This is a genomic window from Brachybacterium sp. P6-10-X1, assembly GCF_001969445.1.
In the GTDB taxonomy this organism is placed as follows: domain Bacteria; phylum Actinomycetota; class Actinomycetes; order Actinomycetales; family Dermabacteraceae; genus Brachybacterium.
The window spans coordinates 3,148,277-3,168,521 of sequence record NZ_CP017297.1 but is presented as its reverse complement, the minus strand read 5'-3'; the positions used below and the strand labels follow the sequence as shown (position 1 = coordinate 3,168,521).

Below are 20,245 nucleotides of genomic sequence, written 5' to 3'. Positions count from 1 at the left end.
CCGGAGCGCGGGGCAGCGGCGCGCCCGGCCGCCCGGACACCCGTCCGGCCGGGCCCGCGTACCCCCGCTACAGGTTCCAGATCACCGGGACCAGCAGGATCTTCACCACGATGGAGAAGGCGAAGAGGGTGGCATAGGCCGTCTCGATGCGTTCGTCGGCGCGCTTGGCGTTGGCGGCCTCGAGCACCGCGGGCTGGCCGAGGAAGCCGGCGACGGCCCCGGCGGCCCGCGGGGCGGACAGGTCCAGCACCCACCGCGCGGCGAGCAGCATCGCGATGCAGCTGATCGCGGCGACGGCCACGGACAGCACGGCGGCGCGCCAGGCCGTCGGGGAGGTGAGCACGGCGGCGACGTCGGGCCCTGCCGTCAGGCCCAGTCCGGCCAGGAAGAGCAGCAGGCCGAGCTGGCGCAGCGTGGTGTTGGCGCTGCCCGGCAGGGCCCACACCACGGGCCCGGTGCGGCGCAGCGCGCCCAGGACCATGCCCACCAGGAGGGGGCCCGCCGCCGGCCCCAAGGAGAAGCTGCCGCCGCCCGGCATCGGCACCGTCACCAGGCCGAGCGCGAAGCCGAGCACCAGGCCGAGCCCGAGCGAGAGCACGTCGAGCTCGCTGGCCTTGCGGTCGGAATCGCCGAGGACGGCGTGGACGGCATCGAGCCGCGAGCGGTCCACGACCACGGCGAGGCGGTCGCCGGGCTCCAGCACCAGGTCGTCGCGGGCGAGCAGCTCGAGGTCACCGCGCCGCACCCGGGTCGCGACGGCCCCGAAGCGGACCGACAGGTTCAGCTCGGCGATCGACCGCGAGGCCAGATCGGGGTTGGAGACGGTCAGCCGCGTGAACTCCACCAGCGAGCGGTCGTGCGCGATGTGCTGGTCGCTGTGCTCGCCCAGATCCCGGGTGACCGCCTCGACCGCTTCCGGCATGCCGACGGCGACCACCTCGTCGCCGGCCAGCAGGTCCTCCCCCGGCACGATCACCCGCACCGTGCCCTCGCGGCGCAGGTAGGAGAAGCGCACCTGCTGCTGGCTCCATTGCGGGACGTCGCGCAGGTTCACCGGATGCAGCACGTGCACGGTCGTGGAGGTCAAGCCGGTGCCGGCCAGGGACGGGGTGTCCTTGCGGCCGGGCCAGCTGCGCGAGACGACCGTGGAGACCAGCACGATCCCGACGATCACGCCGATCGGGTAGCCGAAGGCGTAGCCCACCGAGGGCGCGGAGTTCCCGGTCACGCGCCCGGCCGCATCCAGAGCGGGTGCCGCGGTCAGCGCGCCGGTGAACAGCCCCAGGGACAGGTCCCTGGCGATCCCCAGCACATGCCCCAGCACGATCGTCGCGATCGCCGCCAGGACGGTGCTGACCGTCGCCGCGGCCAGCAGCGGCAGCTGCCGGTTCAGGGTGGCGAAGAAGGCGGCGCCGGCGGAGATCCCGACGGTGTAGACGAACAGGGCGAGCCCGAGGGACTGCACGATGTCCATGCCGGCGCCCAGGTGGGGTGCGACGGCCGAGAGGGCGAGACCGGTGAACAGCGCGCCGGCGGCGCCGAAGCGGACGCGACCGAAGGGGACGGCGCCCAGCACCGCCCCGGTGGCGACGACCAGGAACAGCGTGAGCAGCGGGCTCCCCTCGAGGACCTCGATCACGATCAACCTTTCCCGGGCCCGCAGCCGAGCACCGGGCCGGTGCGCCTCGAGCGCGGGCACTGCGGTGTGGAGTTCTCGTCCACGATAGTCGGGGCCGACGGGCCATGCCCCGGGGAGTTGTCCGAGGTCACGACGGGACGTCGCGAGGTCCGGCGAGAGGCCGGCAGCACCTGGTCCGCGGGGCCCGGTCCGCCGAGTCCGCGGAGCCCGGTCAGCCGAGTCCGCGGAGCCTGGTCAGCCGAGCGAGAGCGGCAGCATCTGGCCGCGGACGCCGAGGGCGTCCAGCTCGGCGCGCTCGGCCCCGGTCGCGGGCCGTCTGCCCGTGGCGACCCCCAGCGCATCGGCGTCGACCCAGGTCGCAGGCAGGTTCACCCGCAATCTGCGCTCGAGCATCTCCCGAGCGGCGGCCGTCCCCTCGTGCGGCGGAGCGGCGGCTGCCGACAGGTGCGCGACCAGATCGAGGTGGTGCAGCGTCCACTCGAGCACGTAGGCGCCGAGGTAGTCCCGCACCGTGAGGGTCTTTCCCTGGGTGCTCACCGGCAGCTCGGGGTGGGCGAGCAGGGCGGCCCGGCCGGCCGCGCCGCCCACGTCCTCGAGATGGTCGCGCAGCAGCCGCGGGTCCTCATAGGCCCCGGCCAGGCGCACGGTGAGCGCGTCATAGGGGTCCGTGCCGTCCGGCATGGCGGACGACGGGGCCCAGTAGCTGAGCGCGTCGTGGGTGGGAGCGGTCTCGGCCGGAGTGGCGAGGGTCATCAGCACGTCCTGGGCGTCGATGACCAGGTGGCACACCAGGTCCCGCACCAGCCAGCCGCGACACCCGGAGGGCTGGGCGAAGGCCGTATCGGGCAGCTCGGCGACCGCGGTGAGCAGCGCGGTCAGGGAGCGGGAGAAGAGGGCCACGCCTGCACGCTAGCAAGGCGGGGACCCGGGTCCGCCCCGCACGGGTCGTCTGCGGCGCGGACAGCTCGTGCCGGCGCCGTTCCACCTGTGGTGCCCGTCCACCCCGGCCCGTGGTCCTCGGCCCCGACCCCAGGCCCCAGGCCCCTGGCAACATCCGGCACCTCACTGCCCCCGAGCGAGTGGTGCAGGACACTCCTGGGACGGCCCTCTGCGGCCCGAGTGCCCACCCGCGACGATGCGGCCGGTTGCCCCACCCCGTCCCACCGACCGTTCCCCGGCTCGTCGGCGTCTCCGCTCGTCTTCTGGTCGGCCCTCCCCCCGCCCGGCCCCGTCACGCAGAATCCTGATCACCACCGATCACCGTCGAAAGGACCCCCATGGCTGTCTCCGAAGGAGCCAACTACGCCCCCGCCGCGATGCCGAAGCCGGTCGTCGAGCCCGGCGAGTTCGTCTTCGCCGTCATGCATCTCGACCACGGCCACATCCATGGGATGACGCAGGGGCTGATCGGCGCCGGCGGCACTCCGAAGTGGGTCTACGACCCCCAGCCCGAGCGCGCCCAGGCCTTCGCCGAACAGTTCCCGGAGGTGAGGATCGCCGGCAGCGAGGAGGAGATCTTCGCCGACGAGCAGGTGCTGCTGGTCGCCGCCGCCGCGGTGCCCGCCGACCGCGCCCCGCTGGGAATCCGCGTGATGGAGGCCGGTAAGGACTACTTCACCGACAAGACCCCGCTGACCACCCTCGACCAGCTCGCCGAGGCCCGGGCCGCCGTGCAGCGCACCGGCAAGAAGTACATGGTCTACTACTCCGAGCGCCTCCACGTGGAGGCCGCCGTGCTGGCCGGGCAGTACATCGACCGCGGTGCGATCGGTGAGGTGATCCAGGTCCAGGGCATGGGCCCCCACCGGATGGGCGATCCGTCCACTCGCCCCGACTGGTTCTTCGAGCGCGCCCGCTACGGCGGGATCCTCACCGACATCGGCAGCCACAACTTCGAGCAGATGCTCACCTTCACCGGCTCGGACGACGCCGAGATCCTCTCCAGCTCCATCGGCAACTTCGGCCACGCCGAACACCCCGAGCTCGACGACTACGGCGACGCCCACATCGCCCTGTCCTCCGGGGCGAGCGGCTTCGTGCGAGTGGACTGGTTCACCCCTGCCGGGCTGCGGACCTGGGGCGATGGCCGCACCTTCATCCTCGGCACCGAGGGGTACATGGAGCTGCGCAAGTACGTCGACGTCACCACCGACAACGGCGGCGGCCAGGTCATCCTGGTCGACGCCGAGGGAGAGCACCGCATCGACGCCACCGGGAAGGTCGGCTACCCGTTCTTCGGCGAACTCGTCCTGGACGTGCTGCACCGCACCGAGAACGCCATGACCCAGGATCACGCCTTCAAGGCCGTCGAACTGGCGCTGACGGCCCAGCAGCAGGCCCGCGTGCTGCGCGCCCCCGCACGCTGAGAGCTGCGACGACGTGCGGCCGGGGCCCGGGGCACGACGGCGCCCGGGCCCCGGCCCGTCGCGGGGAGGGCCGGCTCGAGGGTGGTGCGGCGGCCCGGCTCGTCGGCGCGGCGGCCCGGGGCGATCAGAACAGATTGACCACCCCGTAAACGGCCAGCACGATCGCGAAGGCGACCACGGACTCGATCGCCTGCTGGACGGTCCACACCCGCAGGGTGGTCTTCACGTCCATGTCCAGCAGTCGGCCGACGAGCCAGAAGCCCGAGTCGTTGACGTGCCCGGCGAACACCGAGCCCGCCGCCAGTGCCAGCACCATGCAGGCCGTCTCGATCCCGCTGAAGTCGCCGCCGATGATGCCGGGGGCGATCAGGGCGGCGGAGGTGGTCAGAGCGACGGTGGCTGAGCCCTGGGCCAGGCGCAGCGCCACGGCGATGAGGTAGCCGGCGAGGATCAGGGGGATGCCGATGCTCGCCAGCGAGTCCGCGAGCGCGTCGCCGATGCCGGTGGCCTGCAGCACGCCACCGAACATGCCGCCGGCGCCGGTGATCAGGATGACCGCGCAGACCGGGCCGAGGGCGTTGTCCATCGTCTTCTCGATGGTGGTGCCGCTCTTGCCGCGTCGGAAACCGAGCACGATGACGGTGAACAGCACCGTGATCAGCAGGGCGATGGGGGTCTCCCCGACCATCCGCATCACCTGCACGATCGCCGAGTCCGGGTCGACGGCGCCGATGCTCCCGAGGGCGTCGAACCCGGTATTGAGCAGGATCAGGATCAGCGGCAGGATCAGGATCAGCAGGACGGTCGCAGGGCCGGGAGGGTTCGTCACCTCCTCCTCGTCGCCGGTGAGCCCGGCGAAGGCCGTGTCCGGCACGTTGATGCGGTGGCGCCGGGAGACGAACATGCCCCACAGGTGGCCGGAGATGAACCAGGTCGGGAAGGCCAGCAGCAGGCCGAGGATCATCACGTACCCGAGGTTCGCCTCGAGGAACGTGGTGGCGGCGACCGGCCCGGGATGGGGCGGCAGGTACACGTGCATGACGGACAGGGCCGCGGCGACCGGGATGCCGAAGGCGAGCAGGTTCCCGCCCAGCCGCCGGGCCACGGCATAGATGATGGGGACCATCAGCACGAATGCGGCGTCCATGAAGATCGGGAAGCCGATGAACAGGGCGGACACGCCCAGCGCGAAGGGAGCGCGTTTCTCCCCGAACAGTCGGATCATCCATTCCGCGAGCGCCCGCGCGCCGCCGGAGGTCTCGACCATCGCCCCGAGCATCGCGCCGATCGCGACCAGCAGGGCGACGCTGGAGAGCGTGTCCCCGAAGCCCCAGATCATGGTCGGCACCACCTGCCCGGCCGGGATCCCCGCGGCCACAGCGGTGAACAGGCTGACGAGGATCAGGGCGAGGAACGCGTGGATCTTGAGCTTGATCACCATGACCAGCAGCGCGGCCACGGCCGCGACGGCCACGGCGATCAGCCCGCCGGCACCGAGCCAGCTCTCCCATCCGGTCTCTTGTATCCAGTCCATGTCTGCTCGCTTTCGTCGGGATGGGGCGGGGCCGCCGAAGTCGGCCGCACCGTCGGTTCGAGGTGACGCCGGGGTCAGTGCGGCCCGCGGCGCACGGGCCTTCGGCGGAATCGTCCGCGCGGCGGGGCGACGGGCACGGGCCCCGTCGGGCGCGACCACGGCACCCTCCGAGCGGGACCACCAGCGGGGCACGGTACCGGTTCGCACCGGCGAGGACTCATTCAGCCTCTCGGCGCCGCCCCGTCGCCCCCGGGGGCCGGGCGGACGCCGCCGACGGGCCGGCCGGAGGCCGCCGGGGCGGGCCGGGGTCGCCGGGGCGGGCCGGCCGGAGGCCGCCGGGGCGGGCCGGGGTCGCCGCCCTCACGCCCGGGTCTCCGCAACACGCTCATCGATTCCACCGATGCGCTTCAGCAGCGGGCCGGATCAGTGGAACCGGCAGCGCCCACGGTGCGTGTCGCTCCAGCGCTCGCGATCACACCCGCTCGACCTGGCCACCCTCGCGGCGTGACTCGGAACTCAGGGGCCCCGGGAGCCCGCCGGGCGCCGCCCTCGCCCCGAACCGCCTACCGTGGACCGCATCGAGGATTCCCCCACCGCCTTGATACGCTGTTACGGTCCACAAAACTAGTGTTCCGAATCGCAAAATAGGCTCGTCAGGTGTCCGGTGCGCACCGCTGACGCGCGCACCACCGTGCGACCGGGCATCGACCAGGAGGTCCACGTGTCGTCTTCCGGCTCCGTCCCCGCCCTCGGCCGCACACGCCTCGACAGCCTCCCGCTGCTCGGCGCCGCCGCTCCGCGCGACCCCGCCCGCGCCGGCATCATCCACCTCGGGCTCGGCGCCTTCCACCGCGCCCATGCCGCGGTGCACACCGCCCGGGCGCTCGCGGCCGAGGAGGGCGACTGGGGCATCGTCGGCTTCGCGAACCGCTCCCGCTCCGTGACCGACCCGATGCGCAGACAGGACGGCCTGTACAGCGTGCTCGAGCTGGCGGACACCGGCACCCGGGCCGACGTGGTCGACGTGCACCGCGGGTTCGGCGTGATGGCCGAGGACCCCCGCGCCGTCGTGCGCGAGATCACGACCGCCGCGCGCCGGATCCTCACCCTCACCGTCTCCGAGGGCGGGTACTCCGTCTCCCCGCGCACCGGGCACCTCGACGTCGACTCCCCCGCGATCCGCGCGGACCTCTCGGATCCGACGACCCCCCACAGCGTGATCGGCCTGCTCGCCCGCGGCCTCACCGAGCGCTCGACCAGCGGCGACCCGTTCACCGTGCTGCCCTGCGACAACGTCTCCTCCGCCGGGCGGACCGCCCGGCGCATGGTCACCGAGTTCCTCGAGCACTCCGGCGCCGCCGAGGACGTGCTGTCCTACGTGCGCGAGCAGGTCGCCTTCCCCGACGCGATGGTCGACCGCATCGTCCCGGCCACCACGCCCGGCACCACCGACCAGGTCGCCGAGCTGCTGGGGGTGCGCGACGACGCCCCGGTGCGCGCCGAGCAGTTCTCCATGTGGGTGATCGAGGACCATTTCCCCGCGGGCCGTCCCGCCTGGGACCTGGGCGGCGCGATCATGTCCGACGAGGCCTCGGAGGTCGCGAAGTACGAACAGGTCAAGCTGCGGATCCTCAACGGGCCCCACTCCCTGATCGCCTACCTCGGGGCGCTCGACGGCCGCGCCACGATCCCCGCCTCCTTCGAGCAGGACTGGATCGCGGAGTCCACCCTGGCGCTGATCCGCGGCGAGAACCTGCCCACGATCGACCTGCCCTCGGGCCTGGACGTCGAGGAGTACATCGAGGACCTCACGCACCGCTGGCACAACCACGACCTCGGCCATCGCACCCGTCAGGTGGGGTCCGACGGGTCGATGCGGCTGCCGCAGCGGATCCCCGCCCCGGCCCTGTTCCATCTGGAGGAAGGGCGGATGCCGGCCCTGCTCGCGCTCACCGTCGCCGCCTGGTTCGCCTGCGTCGTCCCGCCCCGCGGCTTCGAGCCCGGCGAGCAGGCCCGGGCGATGACCGATCCCGACCGGACGCGCCTGCAGGAGATCACGGCGCGCGCCACCACGCCCGCCGAGCACGCCCGGGCCCTGCTCGAGAGCGGGTGCCTGTCCGAGCGGCTGGCCGAGCGCGAGGACTTCGTCGTCGCCGTCGGCGAGCTGCTCACCACCATCGTCACATCGGGACCGCGCGCCGCGGCCGCCGACGCCCTCGCCGCATCCTTGAAGGAGAACCGCTGATGAAGGCCCTGACCATCCACGCTGCCGAGGACATCCGCTGGGAGGAGGCTCCGGACGTCGAGCCGACCGGGGACGAGGTGCGCCTGCGCATCGCGTACGTCGGGATCTGCGGCTCCGACCTGCACTACTACTTCCAGGGCGCGAACGGGGCGTTCGTGATCACCGAGCCGCTGGTCCCGGGCCACGAGCTCTCGGCCGTGGTCGATCTCGACCCCCGCGGCGAGTTCGCCCCCGGCACCCCGGTGACCGTGCACCCCGCGCGCTACGGGACCAGCGCCCCCGATATCGAGGACCGCCCGCACCTGTGGCCCGGCGGCGACTACCTGGGCAGCGCGAGCGTCACCCCGCACCGTCAGGGGGCCGCCGCCGAGTTCATGGTGATCGACCGCGCGAACCTCCGTCGCCTGCCGGAATCGCTGCCGCTGCGCCGCGGGGCGCTGGCCGAACCGCTCGCTGTGGCGCTGCACGCCGTGAGCATCGCAGGCGACGTGACGGGAAAGAAGTGCCTGGTCCTGGGATCGGGCCCGATCGGTCTGCTGGCCGTGGCCGCGCTCCTGCACCGCGGGGCCGCCTCCGTCGATGTGACCGATGTGCGCCCCGAGCCGCTCGAGCGTGCGACGGCCCTCGGTGCCACCACCACCTTCCAGGTTCCCGACGAGTCCCCGCAGGAGAACACCTACGACGTGGTGCTCGAGTGCTCCGCGGCCCCGGTCTCGCTGTCGTCCGGGGTGCGCGCCGTGCGCCCCGCGGGGATCATCGTGCAGGTCGCGATCCTGCCGAACACGGACATCCCCGTGAACCTCGCCGCGCTGGTGGCCAAGGAGGTCCAGCTGCGCGGCACCCAGCGCTTCGACACCGAGATCGAGGAGGCCATCGAGGTGCTGGCGTCCGACGCCCGCTTCGATGCGGTGGTCACCCAGTCCCTCCCGGCCGCCGACGCGGTCGAGGCGTTCGCGACCGCGAAGGACGCCTCCCGCTCCGCCAAGGTGCTGCTGGAGCTGTGAGAATCGGAGGGCCGACGGCGTGCGCGTCGACCCTCCCGACCCGGCACCGTCGCCCGGCATACCGCACTGCGGCACACTCGTTCCCCCGTGACCCTCCCCCCCCCCCGCTACCTGACCAGGAGATCGTCATGACCAGCACTGACCGCCCCTCCCTCCCCGAACGCACGGCCGCTGCGCGGCTGATCGTCGTGATCCGCGGCGAACGCGCCGACCAGTACGCCCCCGTGCTCGAGACCCTCGCCGGCGCCGGGATCCGCTCCGTGGAGCTCACCCTGTCCACCCCCGGCACCCTCGAGGAGCTGCCGGGCCTGCTGGAGCGGTTCGGCGAGCAGCTCGACATCGGCATCGGCACCGTCACCGACCCCGAGGACCTCCGCACCGCCGCCACCCACGGCGCGCACTACATCGTCACCCCGATCACCCGCGCCGACCTGCTCGAGGCGGCCGCCGAGACCGGCATCGCGATCGTCCCCGGCGGCCTCACGCCGAGCGAGCTGCACGCCGGCTGGGTCGCGGGGGCGGCGGCGGTCAAGGTGTTCCCGGCGAGCGTCGTCGGGCCCGGCTACGTCAAGGACCTCCGCGGGCCCTTCCCCGGCATCCGGGTCATCCCCTCCGGGGGCGTGGACCTGCAGGCGGCCGCGGCCTGGCTGCAGGCCGGGGCCGATGCAGTCTCCGTCGGCGGCCCGCTGCTCGGCGACGCCCTCACGGGCGGAGACCTCGAGGCCCTGGCCGACCGCGCCGCGCAGTTCGTGGGCGTGACCACCCGGGAAGCCGGCGCATGAGCACCGAGTCCGCAGTCGCCGGCGCGACCACCATCGGCCCCGGCCCGCGGGTGGTCGCGATCGGCGAGACCATGGCGATGATGCGCAGCGGCACCGTCGGCTCCCTCGCCCATCTGCCCTCGGTGGACATCTCCCTGGGCGGCGCCGAGTCGAACCTCGCCATCGGGCTGCGGCGCCTGGACGTGCCCGTGGCCTGGGTGAGCCGGGTGGGCGATGATCCGCTGGGCACGCGCGTGACGCGGGAGATCCGCGCCGAGGGGGTCGAGGTGCACTGCGCGATCGATCCGACACGGCCGACGGGCCTGATGATCAAGTCCCGCCCCACCGGGACCACCACCCGGGTCGACTACTACCGGGCCGGCTCGGCCGCCTCCGCGCTCACCGCGGGCGACCTGCCCACGGGGCTCATCGAACAGGCGGACGTCCTGCATCTCAGCGGCATCACCCCGCTGCTGTCGCCCACCGCCCACGCCACCAACGTCGCCGCCGTCCAGCGCGCCGCGGCCGCCGGGACACTGGTCAGCCTCGACGTGAACTACCGCTCCCGCCTGGGCTCACGCGAGCACCTCGCCGAGCTGCTGGGGGAGATCCTCGAGCGCGTGGACATCCTCTTCGGCGGTCCGGAGGAGCTGTCGATCCTCGCCCCCGGCGTCGCCGAGGACGACCATCGCGGCCTTCTGCGGGCCCTCGCGGTCGACGGTCGCCAGGTGGTCGCCAAGCTCGGCGCCGACGGCGGGGCCGCCGTGGCCGGCGCAGCCGTGCCGGTCGGCGGCCACGCCTCGCTCGCCGGCGGCGCAGCCGTGCCGACAGGGGGCGAGATCGTCGAGGCGCCCGGGCACCGGGTCGCCGTGGTCGACACCGTCGGGGCGGGCGATGCCTTCGTCGCCGGCTACCTCAGCGCCCAGCTCGACGGGCTCGACGTGCCGGCGCGTCTGGCGCGGGCGAACGCCTGCGGGGCCCTGGCCTGCACCACTCCCGGGGACTGGGAGGGAGCGCCGCGACCGGCGGACCTCGACGCCCTGCTCGGCGGCGGCGCCGCGGACCCCGTCAGCCGCTGAGCCCGCCGGCCCCCGGAGGGACGCCCTCAGCGGGGGCGCGCGCCGCGCAGGATCAGCGCCATGGCCCGTGCGGTCAGCCGTTCCAGCTCCTCCTGCGTGGTCATGCCCGTGTTCGCGAGGGCGGCGAGGCCCAGGAGCGTGGCGAACAGGACCGTGCCCACGTCCGTCGCGCTGCCGGCTTCCAGATCCCCGGTCCGCTCCCCCTCGTGGATCAGCTGATCCAGCAGACCGAAGGTGCGCTCCGCGGCGGCTCGGACGTCGTCGGCCCCGGGACGATGCTTGCCGGCGAACATCAGCTCGAGCAGTGCCGCGTCGCGTGTGGCGAAACGGAGGCAGGTCTGCACCGCGGCCTCGAGCCGCGCCGCGAAGCCGCCGTCCGGATCGGCGGCCGGCCCGTCGCGCAGCTCGGCGTGGAGGCGCTCGAATCCGACGACGGCGAGGGCGTCGAGCAGAGCCTGCCTGTCCGCGAAGTGCCGGCGCGGGGCGGCGTGGCTGACGCCGGTCTCCCGCGCGAGCTCACGCAGGGAGAGCTGGTCCGGCCCCTGCTCGCGCACGGTGCGCTCGGCCGCCTCGAGCAGGGCCTCCCGCAATCGACCGTGATGGTAGGAACCCTCCCCGGATGCTGGCATGACCGCCATGCTAGGCGATGTTGCTCTTGACAACATGTGTTGTCACTGTCTACTTTTGCGCCATGTCACCGACGCTCCGCCCCGCACCGTCCCGCCTCGCCGGCCGCACCGTCGTCATCACCGGCGCCAACAGCGGCATCGGCCGCATCGTCGCCCGCTCCCTCGCCGCCGCCGACGCCCACGTCGTCCTCGCCGTCCGGTCCGTCCAGAAGGGCAGGGATGCCGCCGCGACCATGCCCGGGGACGTCGAGGTGCGACGACTCGACCTGGCGGACCTCTCCTCGGTCCGCACCTTCGCCGAGGAGCTCGACGGCCCCGTCGACGTGCTCATCAACAACGCGGGGGTGATGGTCCCTCCGCTGGGTCGCACCGCGGACGGATTCGAGCTGCAGTTCGGCACCAATCACCTCGGCCACTTCGCCCTGACCGCCCGGCTGCTCCCCCGGCTCCGGGACCGGGTCGTCACCATCTCCTCGCTCGGCCACCGGTCCGGGAGGATCGTGCCGGAGGACCTCGGCTGGGAGCGCCGCAGATACCGACCCCTGACCGCGTACACCCAGTCCAAGCTCGCCAACCTGCTGTTCACCAGCGAGCTCCAGCGCCGGCTCACCGCGACCGGATCGACGGTGCGCGCTCTGGCCGCCCATCCGGGCGTCTCCGCCACTCAGCTGCTGAGCCGCGGACAGCGCCTGACCCGGATCGAGCGGCTCAGCATGCGCCTGGCGCAGCCCGAGGAGATGGGCGCGCAGCCCGCCCTGGTGGCCGCCACCGTCGATCTGCCGGGAGACACCTATATCGGCCCTGGTGGGTTCCTGGAATGGCAGGGGGCTCCCGCCCTCGCGCGACGCTCCCGACGAGCGCGGGACACTGCCATGGCGCGCCGTCTGTGGACCGCCTCCGAGCAGCTCACCGCGGTGAGCTTCCCTCGGGACGCGTTGGTCCCGTGATCCGCTGACCGGGAGTGGTCAGACGGTCAGCGGGGCCTCGACCATCGTCGGGTAGTCGATGTAGCCCACGGCGAGAGGCTCCCCGGTGTCCGGGTAGAACGTGGCGGGGTTCTGCGGGTTCGGGGCGGCGCCGACCGCGATGCGCTCGGCGAGATCCGGTGTGGCGATGTAGTCCCGGCCGAAGGCGACGGCATCGGCGGTGCCGTCCTCGAGATGGCGACGGCCGTCGTCGGCGTCCATCTCGTCGTTGGCGATCACCGGCCCGCCGAACAGCGTCCGCATCGTGCCGACGAGGCTGTCGGCGGCCTCGACCTCACGGACGAACAGGAAGGCCGCCCTCCGCCTGCCCAGCTCCTCGGCGACATGACCGAAGATCGAGCGCGGATCGCTGTCACCCATGTCGTGCTCCTCGCCGCGCGGGCGCAGATGCACCCCCACGCGGTCGGCGCCCCAGACGTCCATCACGGCGTCGGTGATCTCCAGCAGGAACCGCGCCCGGTTCTCCACCGAGCCTCCGTACCGGTCCTCGCGACGGTTGGTGCCGTCCTGGAGGAACTGGTCGATCAGGTAGCCGTTGGCGGCATGGACCTCGACCCCGTCGAAGCCGGCGCGCAGCGCGTTCTCGGCGCCGCGCCGGAAATCCTCGACGATGCCGGGGATCTCCTCGGTCGCGAGCGCTCGGGGCTGGACGTAGTCCCGCTTCGGGCGCAGCCGCTTCACGCGCCCGGCGGGGGCGATCGCGCTGGGGGCGACGGGCAGCTCGCCGCCGAGCAGCTCCGGGTCGGAGATCCGCCCGACGTGCCACAGCTGCAGGACGATGCGGCCACCGGCGGCGTGGACCGCTTCGGTGATCATCCGCCACCCGGCCACCTGCTCGTCGCTCCAGATGCCCGGGGTGCCGTGGTAGCCGACGCCCTGCGCACTGACGCTGGTGGCCTCGCTGATGATCAGCCCGGCCCCGGCCCGCTGCGTGTAGTACTCGGCCATCAGCTCCGTGGGGACGCGGTCGTCGCCGGAGCGCGCCCGCGTCAGGGGTGCCATGACGATCCGGTTCGGGATCGTGAGCGCTCCGAGGTCGAGCGGGGTCATCAGATCGGACATGCGGGGAGTCCTCCTTCACGGCGCGCGGCCGCTGGTCGAGAGTGGGGCCGTCGGCTCCGGGAGGGACGACGCACCCGCCCTCGGCAACGGGAGGCGGAGGGCGACTATTCCGGTGACCAGGCGATACGAATATCACTTGCACTGGTTCGCATTGCTAACTACTATGGATAACCGTGACGACGAACCGCACGCCCGACGGCAGCCTCCCCCAGCACCTCGCGCTGGTGTGCAGCCAGTTCTCCCGGCTCGCCGCCCGGCGCTCGGACGTCGGCGTGGGGACCGTCTCCTGGCGCGTGGTCGCCACCATCGAGCGGCACGGCCCGCTGCGCCTGAGCGAGATCGCCGATCGCGAGCGGGTCTCGCGCCCCACGGCGACCACCGTCATCAAGCGGCTCGAGGAGGAAGGGCTCGTCCAGCGGGCGACCGACCCGACCGACTCCCGCTCCTCGCTGGTGCGCACCACGGAGCAAGGGGCCGCGCAGCTCGCCACCTGGCGCGCTCAGCTGGCCGTCGGCGTCGGGGGCCTGCTCGACCCGCTGCCCGCCGAGGACCGGGCGACCCTCGACCGGGCCGCCGAGATCCTCGCCCACCTCGTGGACGCTCACGACGGGTGACCCCGCCCGGCGCGTGCTGCGCCCGTCCGCCGGCCCGGCCCTTCCGGCCCGGTCCACGAATACGCCCGGCCTCGCTCCGGGGTCGTGCCGCCCCGTCGGGCCGCCCGCCCCGACGCTCCCTCCGATCGAAGGACTCCTCTCCGCATGACCCCCCACGCTCCCGAGTCGACGGCGTCGGCCGCCGCACAGCACCCCGCCCCCTCGTCGGCCGCCCCCACGCTGCGGGACGCCTTCCATCAGCCCAAGGCGGTCTGGGCCATCGCCTTCGCCGCGACCGTGTCCTTCATGGGCATCGGATTGGTGGACCCGATCCTCCCCGCGATCAGCACGCAGCTGGACGCCTCCCCGTCCCAGGCGATGCTGCTGTTCACCAGCTACCTGTTCATCACGGCGATCGCCATGTTCTTCACCAGCTGGTTCGCGAGCCGCATCGGCGTCAAGCGCACCCTCCTGATCGGCCTCGCGCTCGTCGTGATCTTCGCGGCGCTCGCCTCCACCGCCGGCTCTGTCAACGAGATCATCGGCCTCCGCGCCGGCTGGGGCCTGGGCAACGCCCTGTTCATCTCCATCGCCCTGGCGGCGATCGTCGGTGCGACCGCCGGTCCCTCCGGCGGCGCGATCATCCTGTACGAGACGGCGCTCGGGATCGGCATGGCCTTCGGGCCGCTGGTGGGTGGACTGCTCGGCTCCGTCTCCTGGCGCGCCCCCTTCGCCGGCACCGCCGTGCTGATGGCCGTCGGTTTCCTCGCGATCGTCCTGCTCCTGCGCCGCGAACCGCTGCCCGCCCCCGTCTCCCCGTTGGCCTCGCTGCGCGCCCTGTCCCACCCGGCGCTGCGCACCCTCGCCCTGACCGCGATCTTCTACAACTTCGCGTTCTTCGTCCTGCTGGCCTACTCCCCGTTCCCGCTGGAAGCGGCGGCGGCCGCCCAGGGCACCGAGTTCGGCGCGATGGGGATCGGCGGGGTGTTCTTCGGCTGGGGGCTCGGCCTGGCGATCACCTCGGTGTTCGTCGCCCCCGTCCTCACCCGCCGCCTCGGGCTGGTCCCGACGCTGCTGACCACGCTGTCCCTGCTCACGGCGGTGATGCTGGCCCTGACGCTGTTCCACAGCTCGATGGCAGGGATCGTCTCGCTGATCATCATCGGCGGCCTGCTGCTGGGCATCATGAACACCGCACTGACCGAGACCGTCATGGAGGCCACCGACCTCCCGCGTGGCGTGGCCAGCTCCGCCTACTCCGGCGTGCGCTTCCTGGGCGGCGCGATCGCCCCGGCCGTCGCGGGCCCGCTGGCGGAGGCCACGAACGCCGGCGCCCCGTACCTGATGGCCTCCCTCGCCCTGGTGGTCGCGATCGCCATGCTGCTGATCGGCCGACGCCACCTCAGCGCGATCGGCCGGCACCACCAGGAAGCTCCCCTGGATGCGGCCGACGAGGCCGAGGCGATCACCGTCGGCGACGAGGTCTGAGGCCCGCCGCTGCCGACGTGCGGGCCGACGCGGGGCGCCGGCGGCTTCCCGCTGGCCCGTGCGCGGACGCTCGGCAGATCGACAGTGTTGTTCCGGGGTCCTCCCGATCACCGGAGGCGCCCGACACTGCACTCTCGGTGCACAGCATCGCGGGCTCAGGTGCTCGGATGCTCGGGGGCTCGGTGCCCGGGTACAGGGGTCGGGAACCCGCGGGCTCAGGTGCCCAGGTGCTCGGGTAGCCAGGTTCTCGCGTGCGCCGCCTCGCACGAGCCCGGAGTTCGCAGATCATTCACAGCCCCAGCACGGCGGTGGCGATCGTGAAGTAGATGATCAGCCCCGTCGCGTCGCAGAAGGTCGAGATGAACGGGTTGGAGAACACGGCCGGGTCCGCACCGACCTTCTTCGCCACGAGCGGCATGAGGCCGCCCACGATCGCGGCCATGGTGCACACGGACAGCAGCGTCGTCCCCATGACCAGCCCGATCGGCCATCCGTAGACGAGCCCGGAGATCACGAAGCCGAGAGTGCCCAGGACGCTGCCGAGCACCAGGCCGACCCGCAGCTCCCGCCAGATCACACGGGGCAGATCGCGCAGCCTCACCTCCCCCGTCGCCAGGGCACGGGTGACCGTGGTCGCCGCCTGGTTGCCCGTGTTCCCGCCCGTCCCGGTCAGCAGCGGGATGAACACGGCCAGGACCGACAGCTGCTGGAGGCGGTCCTCGAAGATCTCCAGCACCTGCACGGTGAGGATCGCGGAGATCGCCAGCACCAGCAACCACACGATCCGGCTGCGCACGATGCCCAGGATCGTGGTGGACAGGTACGCGCGCGACAGCGGCTCGGCACCGCTGGTGCGGGCGGAGTCCTCGGCGTTCTCCTGCTCGAGGATCTCGACGGCGTCGTCGACCGTGAGGATGCCGACCAGCCGCTGCTCGGAATCGACGATCGGCATGGCCAGCAGCTTCGCGGTGAAGAAGCGTCGGGCCACGTCTTCACGATCATCGGTGGCGAGGGCATGGACGGCCTCGTGGGCGACGTCGCCGACCACCTCGTCCCCGTCGCTGAGCAGCAGACGGCGCAGCCCGATCACACCGAGCAGGCGCCGGGTGCGGTCGACCACGGGGAGCATGTAGATCGTCTCGGGCTCCTCCGCGTGGGTGCGCACGTGCTCGAGGGCCTCGCGGGTGGTCATCGTGGGCCGCAGCGGCAGCACCTCGGGGGACATGTACCGCCCGATCGCATCGCGCGAGTACCCCAGCACAGCGGTCGTCATGGCGCGCTCGTCGGCGTCGAGACCATGCATCAGGCGCTCGGTGACGGAGGCCGGCAGCTCGTCCAGCAGCAGGGCGCGGTCGTCCGGGTCGAGCTCGCCGATGATGTCGGCGACCTGCGGCGTGCGCAGGGCGGAGATCAGGTCGGCCTGGTGCTGGGGCGGCAGCGCCTCGAAGACCGAGAGCGCCAGCTCCTTGTCCAGCACGCGGAACAGCAGCGCGGCCTCGGTCTCGGCCCGGGTCTCCACCAGATAGACGAGTTCGCCGACGGGCAGCCGTCGCACCTCGTGCGCGAGGAGCTCGAGCTGCTCCTCTCCGTGCGGCTGCGCACGCAGCAGATCGAGGACGGAGTCGAGGGTGGCGGAGGAAGTGGTCACGCGCCCATTGTCGCCGACCACGCTCACCTCAGGAGGCGGCGAACCAGAACCCCGCGAAGGGGTCCTTGTAGACGCGGTAGCCGTGGCTGGCGGAGTCGTAGCGGTAGGAGGCCAGCACCGTCCCGTCGGCCGACCGTTCGGAGTATTCGTTGGCGCGCCCGGAATTGACGACCATCGGCTGGTCGATCCCGCCGTCGCCGAGGCGGTACACGCTGGAGACGACCGAGGAGTAGGGCAGCTCCACGGCCTCGTCCTGTCGGTAGGTGCCGGCCGCCTCGTCGACCTCGTAGCGCAGGGCGTGGCTGACCCCGTCGTGCTCGTCCGTGGTGGCGTCCACGGGGCCGACGTCCTGCCATTCCGCGTCCTCGCGGGTGCTCAGCCGCCAGTAGTTGTTGTTGAACATCTCCAGGTAGAACTGCCCCTCGGGCAGGGCGTCGTCGTCGATGCGGTGCACCGTGTGCTGACCGGCGTTGCCGATCACGGTGCCCTCGGGGGCCAGGAAGTGGCCCTCGTAGCCGGTCCCCTCCCAGAGCGCCTCGACCCCGATCATCCAGCGCACCGACGGTTCGGAGCCGGGCTCGAGCGCGTCGTCCAGGGCGATGATCGTCGAGGTCTCGCGGGCGGAGAGGATCATGACGCCGTCGGTGACGTCGATCGAGTTGATGTGGATCCAGTCCTTGCCCTGGACGACGGATCCGCCGGCCTCGCCCTCCTGGGCGTGCGTGACGCTCTCGTACTCCGGCAGCACGGTCTGCAGGTCGACGACCTGGGCCACTTCCCCCGTGCCGAGGTCCACGCGGATCACGCGGTCCTCGACCCGGCCGGAGGATGCCTGGGAGGTCAGCAGGTACGCGCGGTCGTCGACGACGGCGAGGTCATGGTGGACGCTGTGCTCGCCCAGGTCGATGAGGGTGGTGGCGTGGCCGAAGGGGTCGAGGACGCCGAGCTGGCGGGATCCCGTGGTGGTGACGATGCGGCCGCCCTCGGGGACGACGTGGTGGGCGGCGGTGTCCTCGGCGTGCAGCTCGGCGCGCATCGTGCCGGTGTTGTCGAACAGGTAGGTGTTGTTGCTGAGGTCGGTGACGCCGTTGAGGGCGAAGAGGCCCGGGGTCAGGGCGTCGGCGTCGAGGATCTCGGCGGTCACGGCGGTGCCGTATCCGGAGGCAGTGGTGGGGGCCTTGATCCGCAGCTCTGCGGTGGCCTCGTCGCCGCTCTCGGGCCGCCAGGTGAAGGTCAGGGTGTTGTGGGCGCCGGGGATCGCCCCGATGACCAGGCCCTCGAATCCGGTCTCCGCTGCGTGGTTGGCGGCGGTGTGGGTGAAGTCCTCGGTCGAGGCCGCCTGGCAGAGGACGTCCAGCCGCCCGCCCGCGGCGTCCTCGAAGTGGACGTACAAGCCGGTGCGGGTGCTGCCGTAGGGGTCGAGCACCACCAGGGGATCCTCGAAGGTCCACTGCTTCTCGGCCTTCTTGGACTCCAGCGCCTCGTGCCGCGCTTGCTGGGTGGAGGCGTCGTACAGCGGCGGCGCCTCCTGGTCCTCGGCCAGGTCGTAGGAGACCGACCAGACCGTCCAGTCACCGCGGGCGCTGGGGTTCTCGCTGTAGACGACCGCCAGCGCTGAGACCTGTTCGCTGTCGGGCTCCTGGGGGCCGGGCTCGGTGTCCTCATCGGTGCAGGCGGACAGCGCCAGCAGGGCGAGGGAGGCGCTCGCGCCGCCGGCGAGGAGGGTCCGCCGCCGCAGCGGCGAGCGCTCCGGGGAGGGGCCGGAGGGCGGGAGGGCGCGTTCGCTCAGCATGGCGTCAGCCTAGGCAGGCGAGCACTGCCCGCGCCGCGCGCCCCGCCGGTCCGAACCCACCGCGCGCCCCGCCGGTCCGAACCCACCGCGCGGCCGGCGGTCCGCACCCACCACGCGGCCGACGGTCCGAACCCACCACGCGCCCGCCGGTCCGGGCCGGCGCCGCCCCGTCGGCTCACCAATCGTGCACGGTGCCGTCCCGCAAGCGGTTCACGGGCAGGTAGGCGGGCACGTACTCGTGCTCGGCGGCGGCCTCCCCGTCGAGCTCGACGCCGAGACCGGGGGCCTCGCCCGGATGCAGCAGCCCGTCCGCGAAGCGGTAGCTGGTGCGGAACACCGACAGGGTGGTCTCGGAGTGGGGCATGTACTCCTGGATGCCGAAGTTGTGGATCGCCAGGCCCAGATGGAGGTTCGCCGCCATGCCCACCGGGGAGACGTCCGTCGGCCCGTGGAAGCCCGAGCGGATGCCGTAGATCGCCGCGAAGTTCATGATCTGACGCAGTCCGGTGATGCCGCCGGCGTGGGTGGCGGAGGAGCGCACGTAGTCGATCAGCCGCTCGGTGATCAGCGTCTGGTAGTCGTGGACCGAGTTGAAGACCTCGCCGATCGCCAGCGGCGTCACCGAGTGCTGGCGCACCAGGCGCAGCACCGTCTGGTCCTCGCCCGGGGTGGCGTCCTCGAGCCAGAACGGGTCGTAGCGCTCCAGGGACTTCGCGAGCTTCGCCGCTTCGATGGGGCTCATCCTGTGGTGGCCGTCGTGCAGCAGACGCAGCTCGGGGCCGAACTCCTCGCGCACGGCCGCGAAGACCGTCGGCAGATGGCGCAGGTAGGCGGCGGTGTCCCAGGTCTCCTCCGTCGGCCGCATGGCAGCGCCCGACGCGGCGCGCCCGGCCGGCTCGTACTCGTACTTCCCGCCGGGGGCGGCGTCGTGGACGCCGTAGATCTGGCCCAGCCCCGGCACGCCGGACTGGATGCGCACGGCCTGGAATCCCTGGTCGACGTAGCCCCGGATCGCGTCATGCAGCGAATCGATGGTGGTGCCGGAGGCGTGGGCGTAGGTGAGCAGCCCGGTGCGCGAGGCGCCGCCGAGCAGCTTGTACAGCGGCTCGCCGGCCTTCTTGGCGGCGATGTCCCACAGGGCCATGTCGATCGCGGCCACGGCGGCCATGGTGACCGGTCCGCGACGCCAGTAGGGGCTGCGGTAGAGGTACTGCCAGGTGGACTCGATCTGCGACTCGTCGCGACCGATGAGGGTGGGGGCGACGTGGTCGCGCAGGTAGGAGACGACCGCGAGCTCCCGGCCGTTCAGCGTGCCGTCGCCGAGGCCCACGATCCCGTCGGACGTGGTCACGACGGCGGTGACGAAGTTCCGGCCGGGGCTGGTGACGGTGACGTCGATGTGTTCGATGCTCATGACAG

General features: G+C 72.6%; 16 protein-coding genes. 8 read left to right on the top strand and 8 right to left on the bottom strand.

The window, feature by feature from the left end:
- Positions 1–67 precede the first annotated feature (67 nt).
- Positions 68–1,639, bottom strand: a complete 1,572-nt coding sequence (locus BH708_RS14305) for an aspartate:alanine exchanger family transporter (protein ID WP_076809693.1) — start codon at positions 1,637–1,639, stop codon at positions 68–70.
- Positions 1,640–1,873: 234 nt separating this feature from the next.
- Complete coding sequence (locus BH708_RS14300; protein WP_076809691.1) at positions 1,874–2,539, bottom strand: maleylpyruvate isomerase N-terminal domain-containing protein; 666 nt, start codon at positions 2,537–2,539, stop codon at positions 1,874–1,876.
- Positions 2,540–2,916: 377 nt separating this feature from the next.
- Between BH708_RS14300 and BH708_RS14295 the strand changes: the two genes are divergently transcribed.
- Positions 2,917–4,005, top strand: coding sequence for a Gfo/Idh/MocA family protein (locus BH708_RS14295; RefSeq protein ID WP_076809690.1), 1,089 nt, complete (start codon positions 2,917–2,919; stop codon positions 4,003–4,005).
- A gap of 124 nt (positions 4,006–4,129) precedes the next feature.
- Here the strand turns inward: BH708_RS14295 and BH708_RS14290 are convergent, their stop codons facing one another.
- Entirely contained in the window at positions 4,130–5,539 is a 1,410-nt protein-coding gene (locus tag BH708_RS14290; RefSeq protein ID WP_076809689.1) for a GntP family permease, read from the bottom strand.
- Positions 5,540–6,260: 721 nt separating this feature from the next.
- On the opposite strand from BH708_RS14290, the gene BH708_RS14285 reads away from it, so the two are divergent.
- From BH708_RS14285 to BH708_RS14270, 4 genes are all read left to right on the top strand, one after another.
- Positions 6,261–7,784, top strand: coding sequence for a mannitol dehydrogenase family protein (locus tag BH708_RS14285; RefSeq protein ID WP_076811341.1), 1,524 nt, complete (start codon positions 6,261–6,263; stop codon positions 7,782–7,784).
- A complete protein-coding gene (locus tag BH708_RS14280; RefSeq protein WP_076809687.1) occupies positions 7,784–8,788 on the top strand; it encodes an L-idonate 5-dehydrogenase in 1,005 nt (334 codons plus the stop codon). The genes BH708_RS14285 and BH708_RS14280 overlap by 1 nt, the downstream gene beginning before the upstream one ends.
- A gap of 128 nt (positions 8,789–8,916) precedes the next feature.
- Positions 8,917–9,570 (top strand): bifunctional 4-hydroxy-2-oxoglutarate aldolase/2-dehydro-3-deoxy-phosphogluconate aldolase, encoded by a 654-nt coding sequence (locus BH708_RS14275; protein WP_076809685.1) that lies wholly within the window; start codon positions 8,917–8,919, stop codon positions 9,568–9,570.
- On the top strand, positions 9,567–10,628 hold the full coding sequence (locus tag BH708_RS14270) for a sugar kinase (protein ID WP_076809683.1): 1,062 nt from the start codon (positions 9,567–9,569) through the stop codon (positions 10,626–10,628). The genes BH708_RS14275 and BH708_RS14270 overlap by 4 nt, the downstream gene beginning before the upstream one ends.
- 26 nt (positions 10,629–10,654) lie before the next feature.
- On the opposite strand, the gene BH708_RS14265 is transcribed toward BH708_RS14270, so the two are convergent.
- Positions 10,655–11,257, bottom strand: a complete 603-nt coding sequence (locus tag BH708_RS14265; RefSeq protein WP_076811340.1) for a TetR/AcrR family transcriptional regulator — start codon at positions 11,255–11,257, stop codon at positions 10,655–10,657.
- 62 nt (positions 11,258–11,319) lie between these two features.
- Between BH708_RS14265 and BH708_RS14260 the strand changes: the two genes are divergently transcribed.
- Positions 11,320–12,204, top strand: coding sequence for an oxidoreductase (locus BH708_RS14260; protein ID WP_076809681.1), 885 nt, complete (start codon positions 11,320–11,322; stop codon positions 12,202–12,204).
- A gap of 18 nt (positions 12,205–12,222) precedes the next feature.
- Here BH708_RS14260 and BH708_RS14255 read toward each other — a convergent pair whose 3' ends face one another.
- Entirely contained in the window at positions 12,223–13,305 is a 1,083-nt protein-coding gene (locus BH708_RS14255) for an alkene reductase (RefSeq protein ID WP_076809679.1), read from the bottom strand.
- Positions 13,306–13,478: 173 nt separating this feature from the next.
- Between BH708_RS14255 and BH708_RS14250 the strand changes: the two genes are divergently transcribed.
- Together BH708_RS14250 and BH708_RS14245 are read left to right on the top strand one after the other, a co-directional pair.
- Positions 13,479–13,919 (top strand): MarR family winged helix-turn-helix transcriptional regulator, encoded by a 441-nt coding sequence (locus BH708_RS14250; RefSeq protein WP_076809677.1) that lies wholly within the window; start codon positions 13,479–13,481, stop codon positions 13,917–13,919.
- Positions 13,920–14,063: 144 nt separating this feature from the next.
- Positions 14,064–15,386 carry an MFS transporter gene (locus tag BH708_RS14245; protein ID WP_076809675.1) on the top strand — a complete coding sequence of 441 codons (1,323 nt, stop codon included), beginning with the start codon at positions 14,064–14,066 and terminating at the stop codon, positions 15,384–15,386.
- A 289-nt stretch (positions 15,387–15,675) separates the two neighbouring features.
- On the opposite strand, the gene mgtE is transcribed toward BH708_RS14245, so the two are convergent.
- The 3 genes from mgtE to manD all read right to left on the bottom strand — a co-directional run bounded on the left by mgtE (position 15,676) and on the right by manD (position 20,240).
- Entirely contained in the window at positions 15,676–17,034 is a 1,359-nt protein-coding gene (gene mgtE, locus BH708_RS14240) for a magnesium transporter (RefSeq protein ID WP_076811339.1), read from the bottom strand.
- Between the two features lie 28 nt (positions 17,035–17,062).
- Entirely contained in the window at positions 17,063–18,826 is a 1,764-nt protein-coding gene (locus BH708_RS14235; protein WP_076809674.1) for an aryl-sulfate sulfotransferase, read from the bottom strand.
- A gap of 175 nt (positions 18,827–19,001) precedes the next feature.
- Complete coding sequence (manD, locus tag BH708_RS14230) at positions 19,002–20,240, bottom strand: D-mannonate dehydratase ManD (protein ID WP_076809671.1); 1,239 nt, start codon at positions 20,238–20,240, stop codon at positions 19,002–19,004.
- Between the last annotated feature and the right edge of the window lie 5 nt (positions 20,241–20,245).

Coding starts and splice junctions, on each gene's coding strand:
- BH708_RS14295 (WP_076809690.1), top strand. CDS start 2,917: ATGGCTGTCTCCGAAGGAGCCAACTACGCCCCCGCCGCGATGCCGAAG.
- BH708_RS14290 (WP_076809689.1), bottom strand. CDS start 5,539: ATGGACTGGATACAAGAGACCGGATGGGAGAGCTGGCTCGGTGCCGGC.
- BH708_RS14280 (WP_076809687.1), top strand. CDS start 7,784: ATGAAGGCCCTGACCATCCACGCTGCCGAGGACATCCGCTGGGAGGAG.
- BH708_RS14275 (WP_076809685.1), top strand. CDS start 8,917: ATGACCAGCACTGACCGCCCCTCCCTCCCCGAACGCACGGCCGCTGCG.
- BH708_RS14270 (WP_076809683.1), top strand. CDS start 9,567: ATGAGCACCGAGTCCGCAGTCGCCGGCGCGACCACCATCGGCCCCGGC.
- BH708_RS14265 (WP_076811340.1), bottom strand. CDS start 11,257: ATGCCAGCATCCGGGGAGGGTTCCTACCATCACGGTCGATTGCGGGAG.
- BH708_RS14260 (WP_076809681.1), top strand. CDS start 11,320: ATGTCACCGACGCTCCGCCCCGCACCGTCCCGCCTCGCCGGCCGCACC.
- BH708_RS14255 (WP_076809679.1), bottom strand. CDS start 13,305: ATGTCCGATCTGATGACCCCGCTCGACCTCGGAGCGCTCACGATCCCG.
- BH708_RS14245 (WP_076809675.1), top strand. CDS start 14,064: ATGACCCCCCACGCTCCCGAGTCGACGGCGTCGGCCGCCGCACAGCAC.
- BH708_RS14235 (WP_076809674.1), bottom strand. CDS start 18,826: ATGCTGAGCGAACGCGCCCTCCCGCCCTCCGGCCCCTCCCCGGAGCGC.
- manD (WP_076809671.1), bottom strand. CDS start 20,240: ATGAGCATCGAACACATCGACGTCACCGTCACCAGCCCCGGCCGGAAC.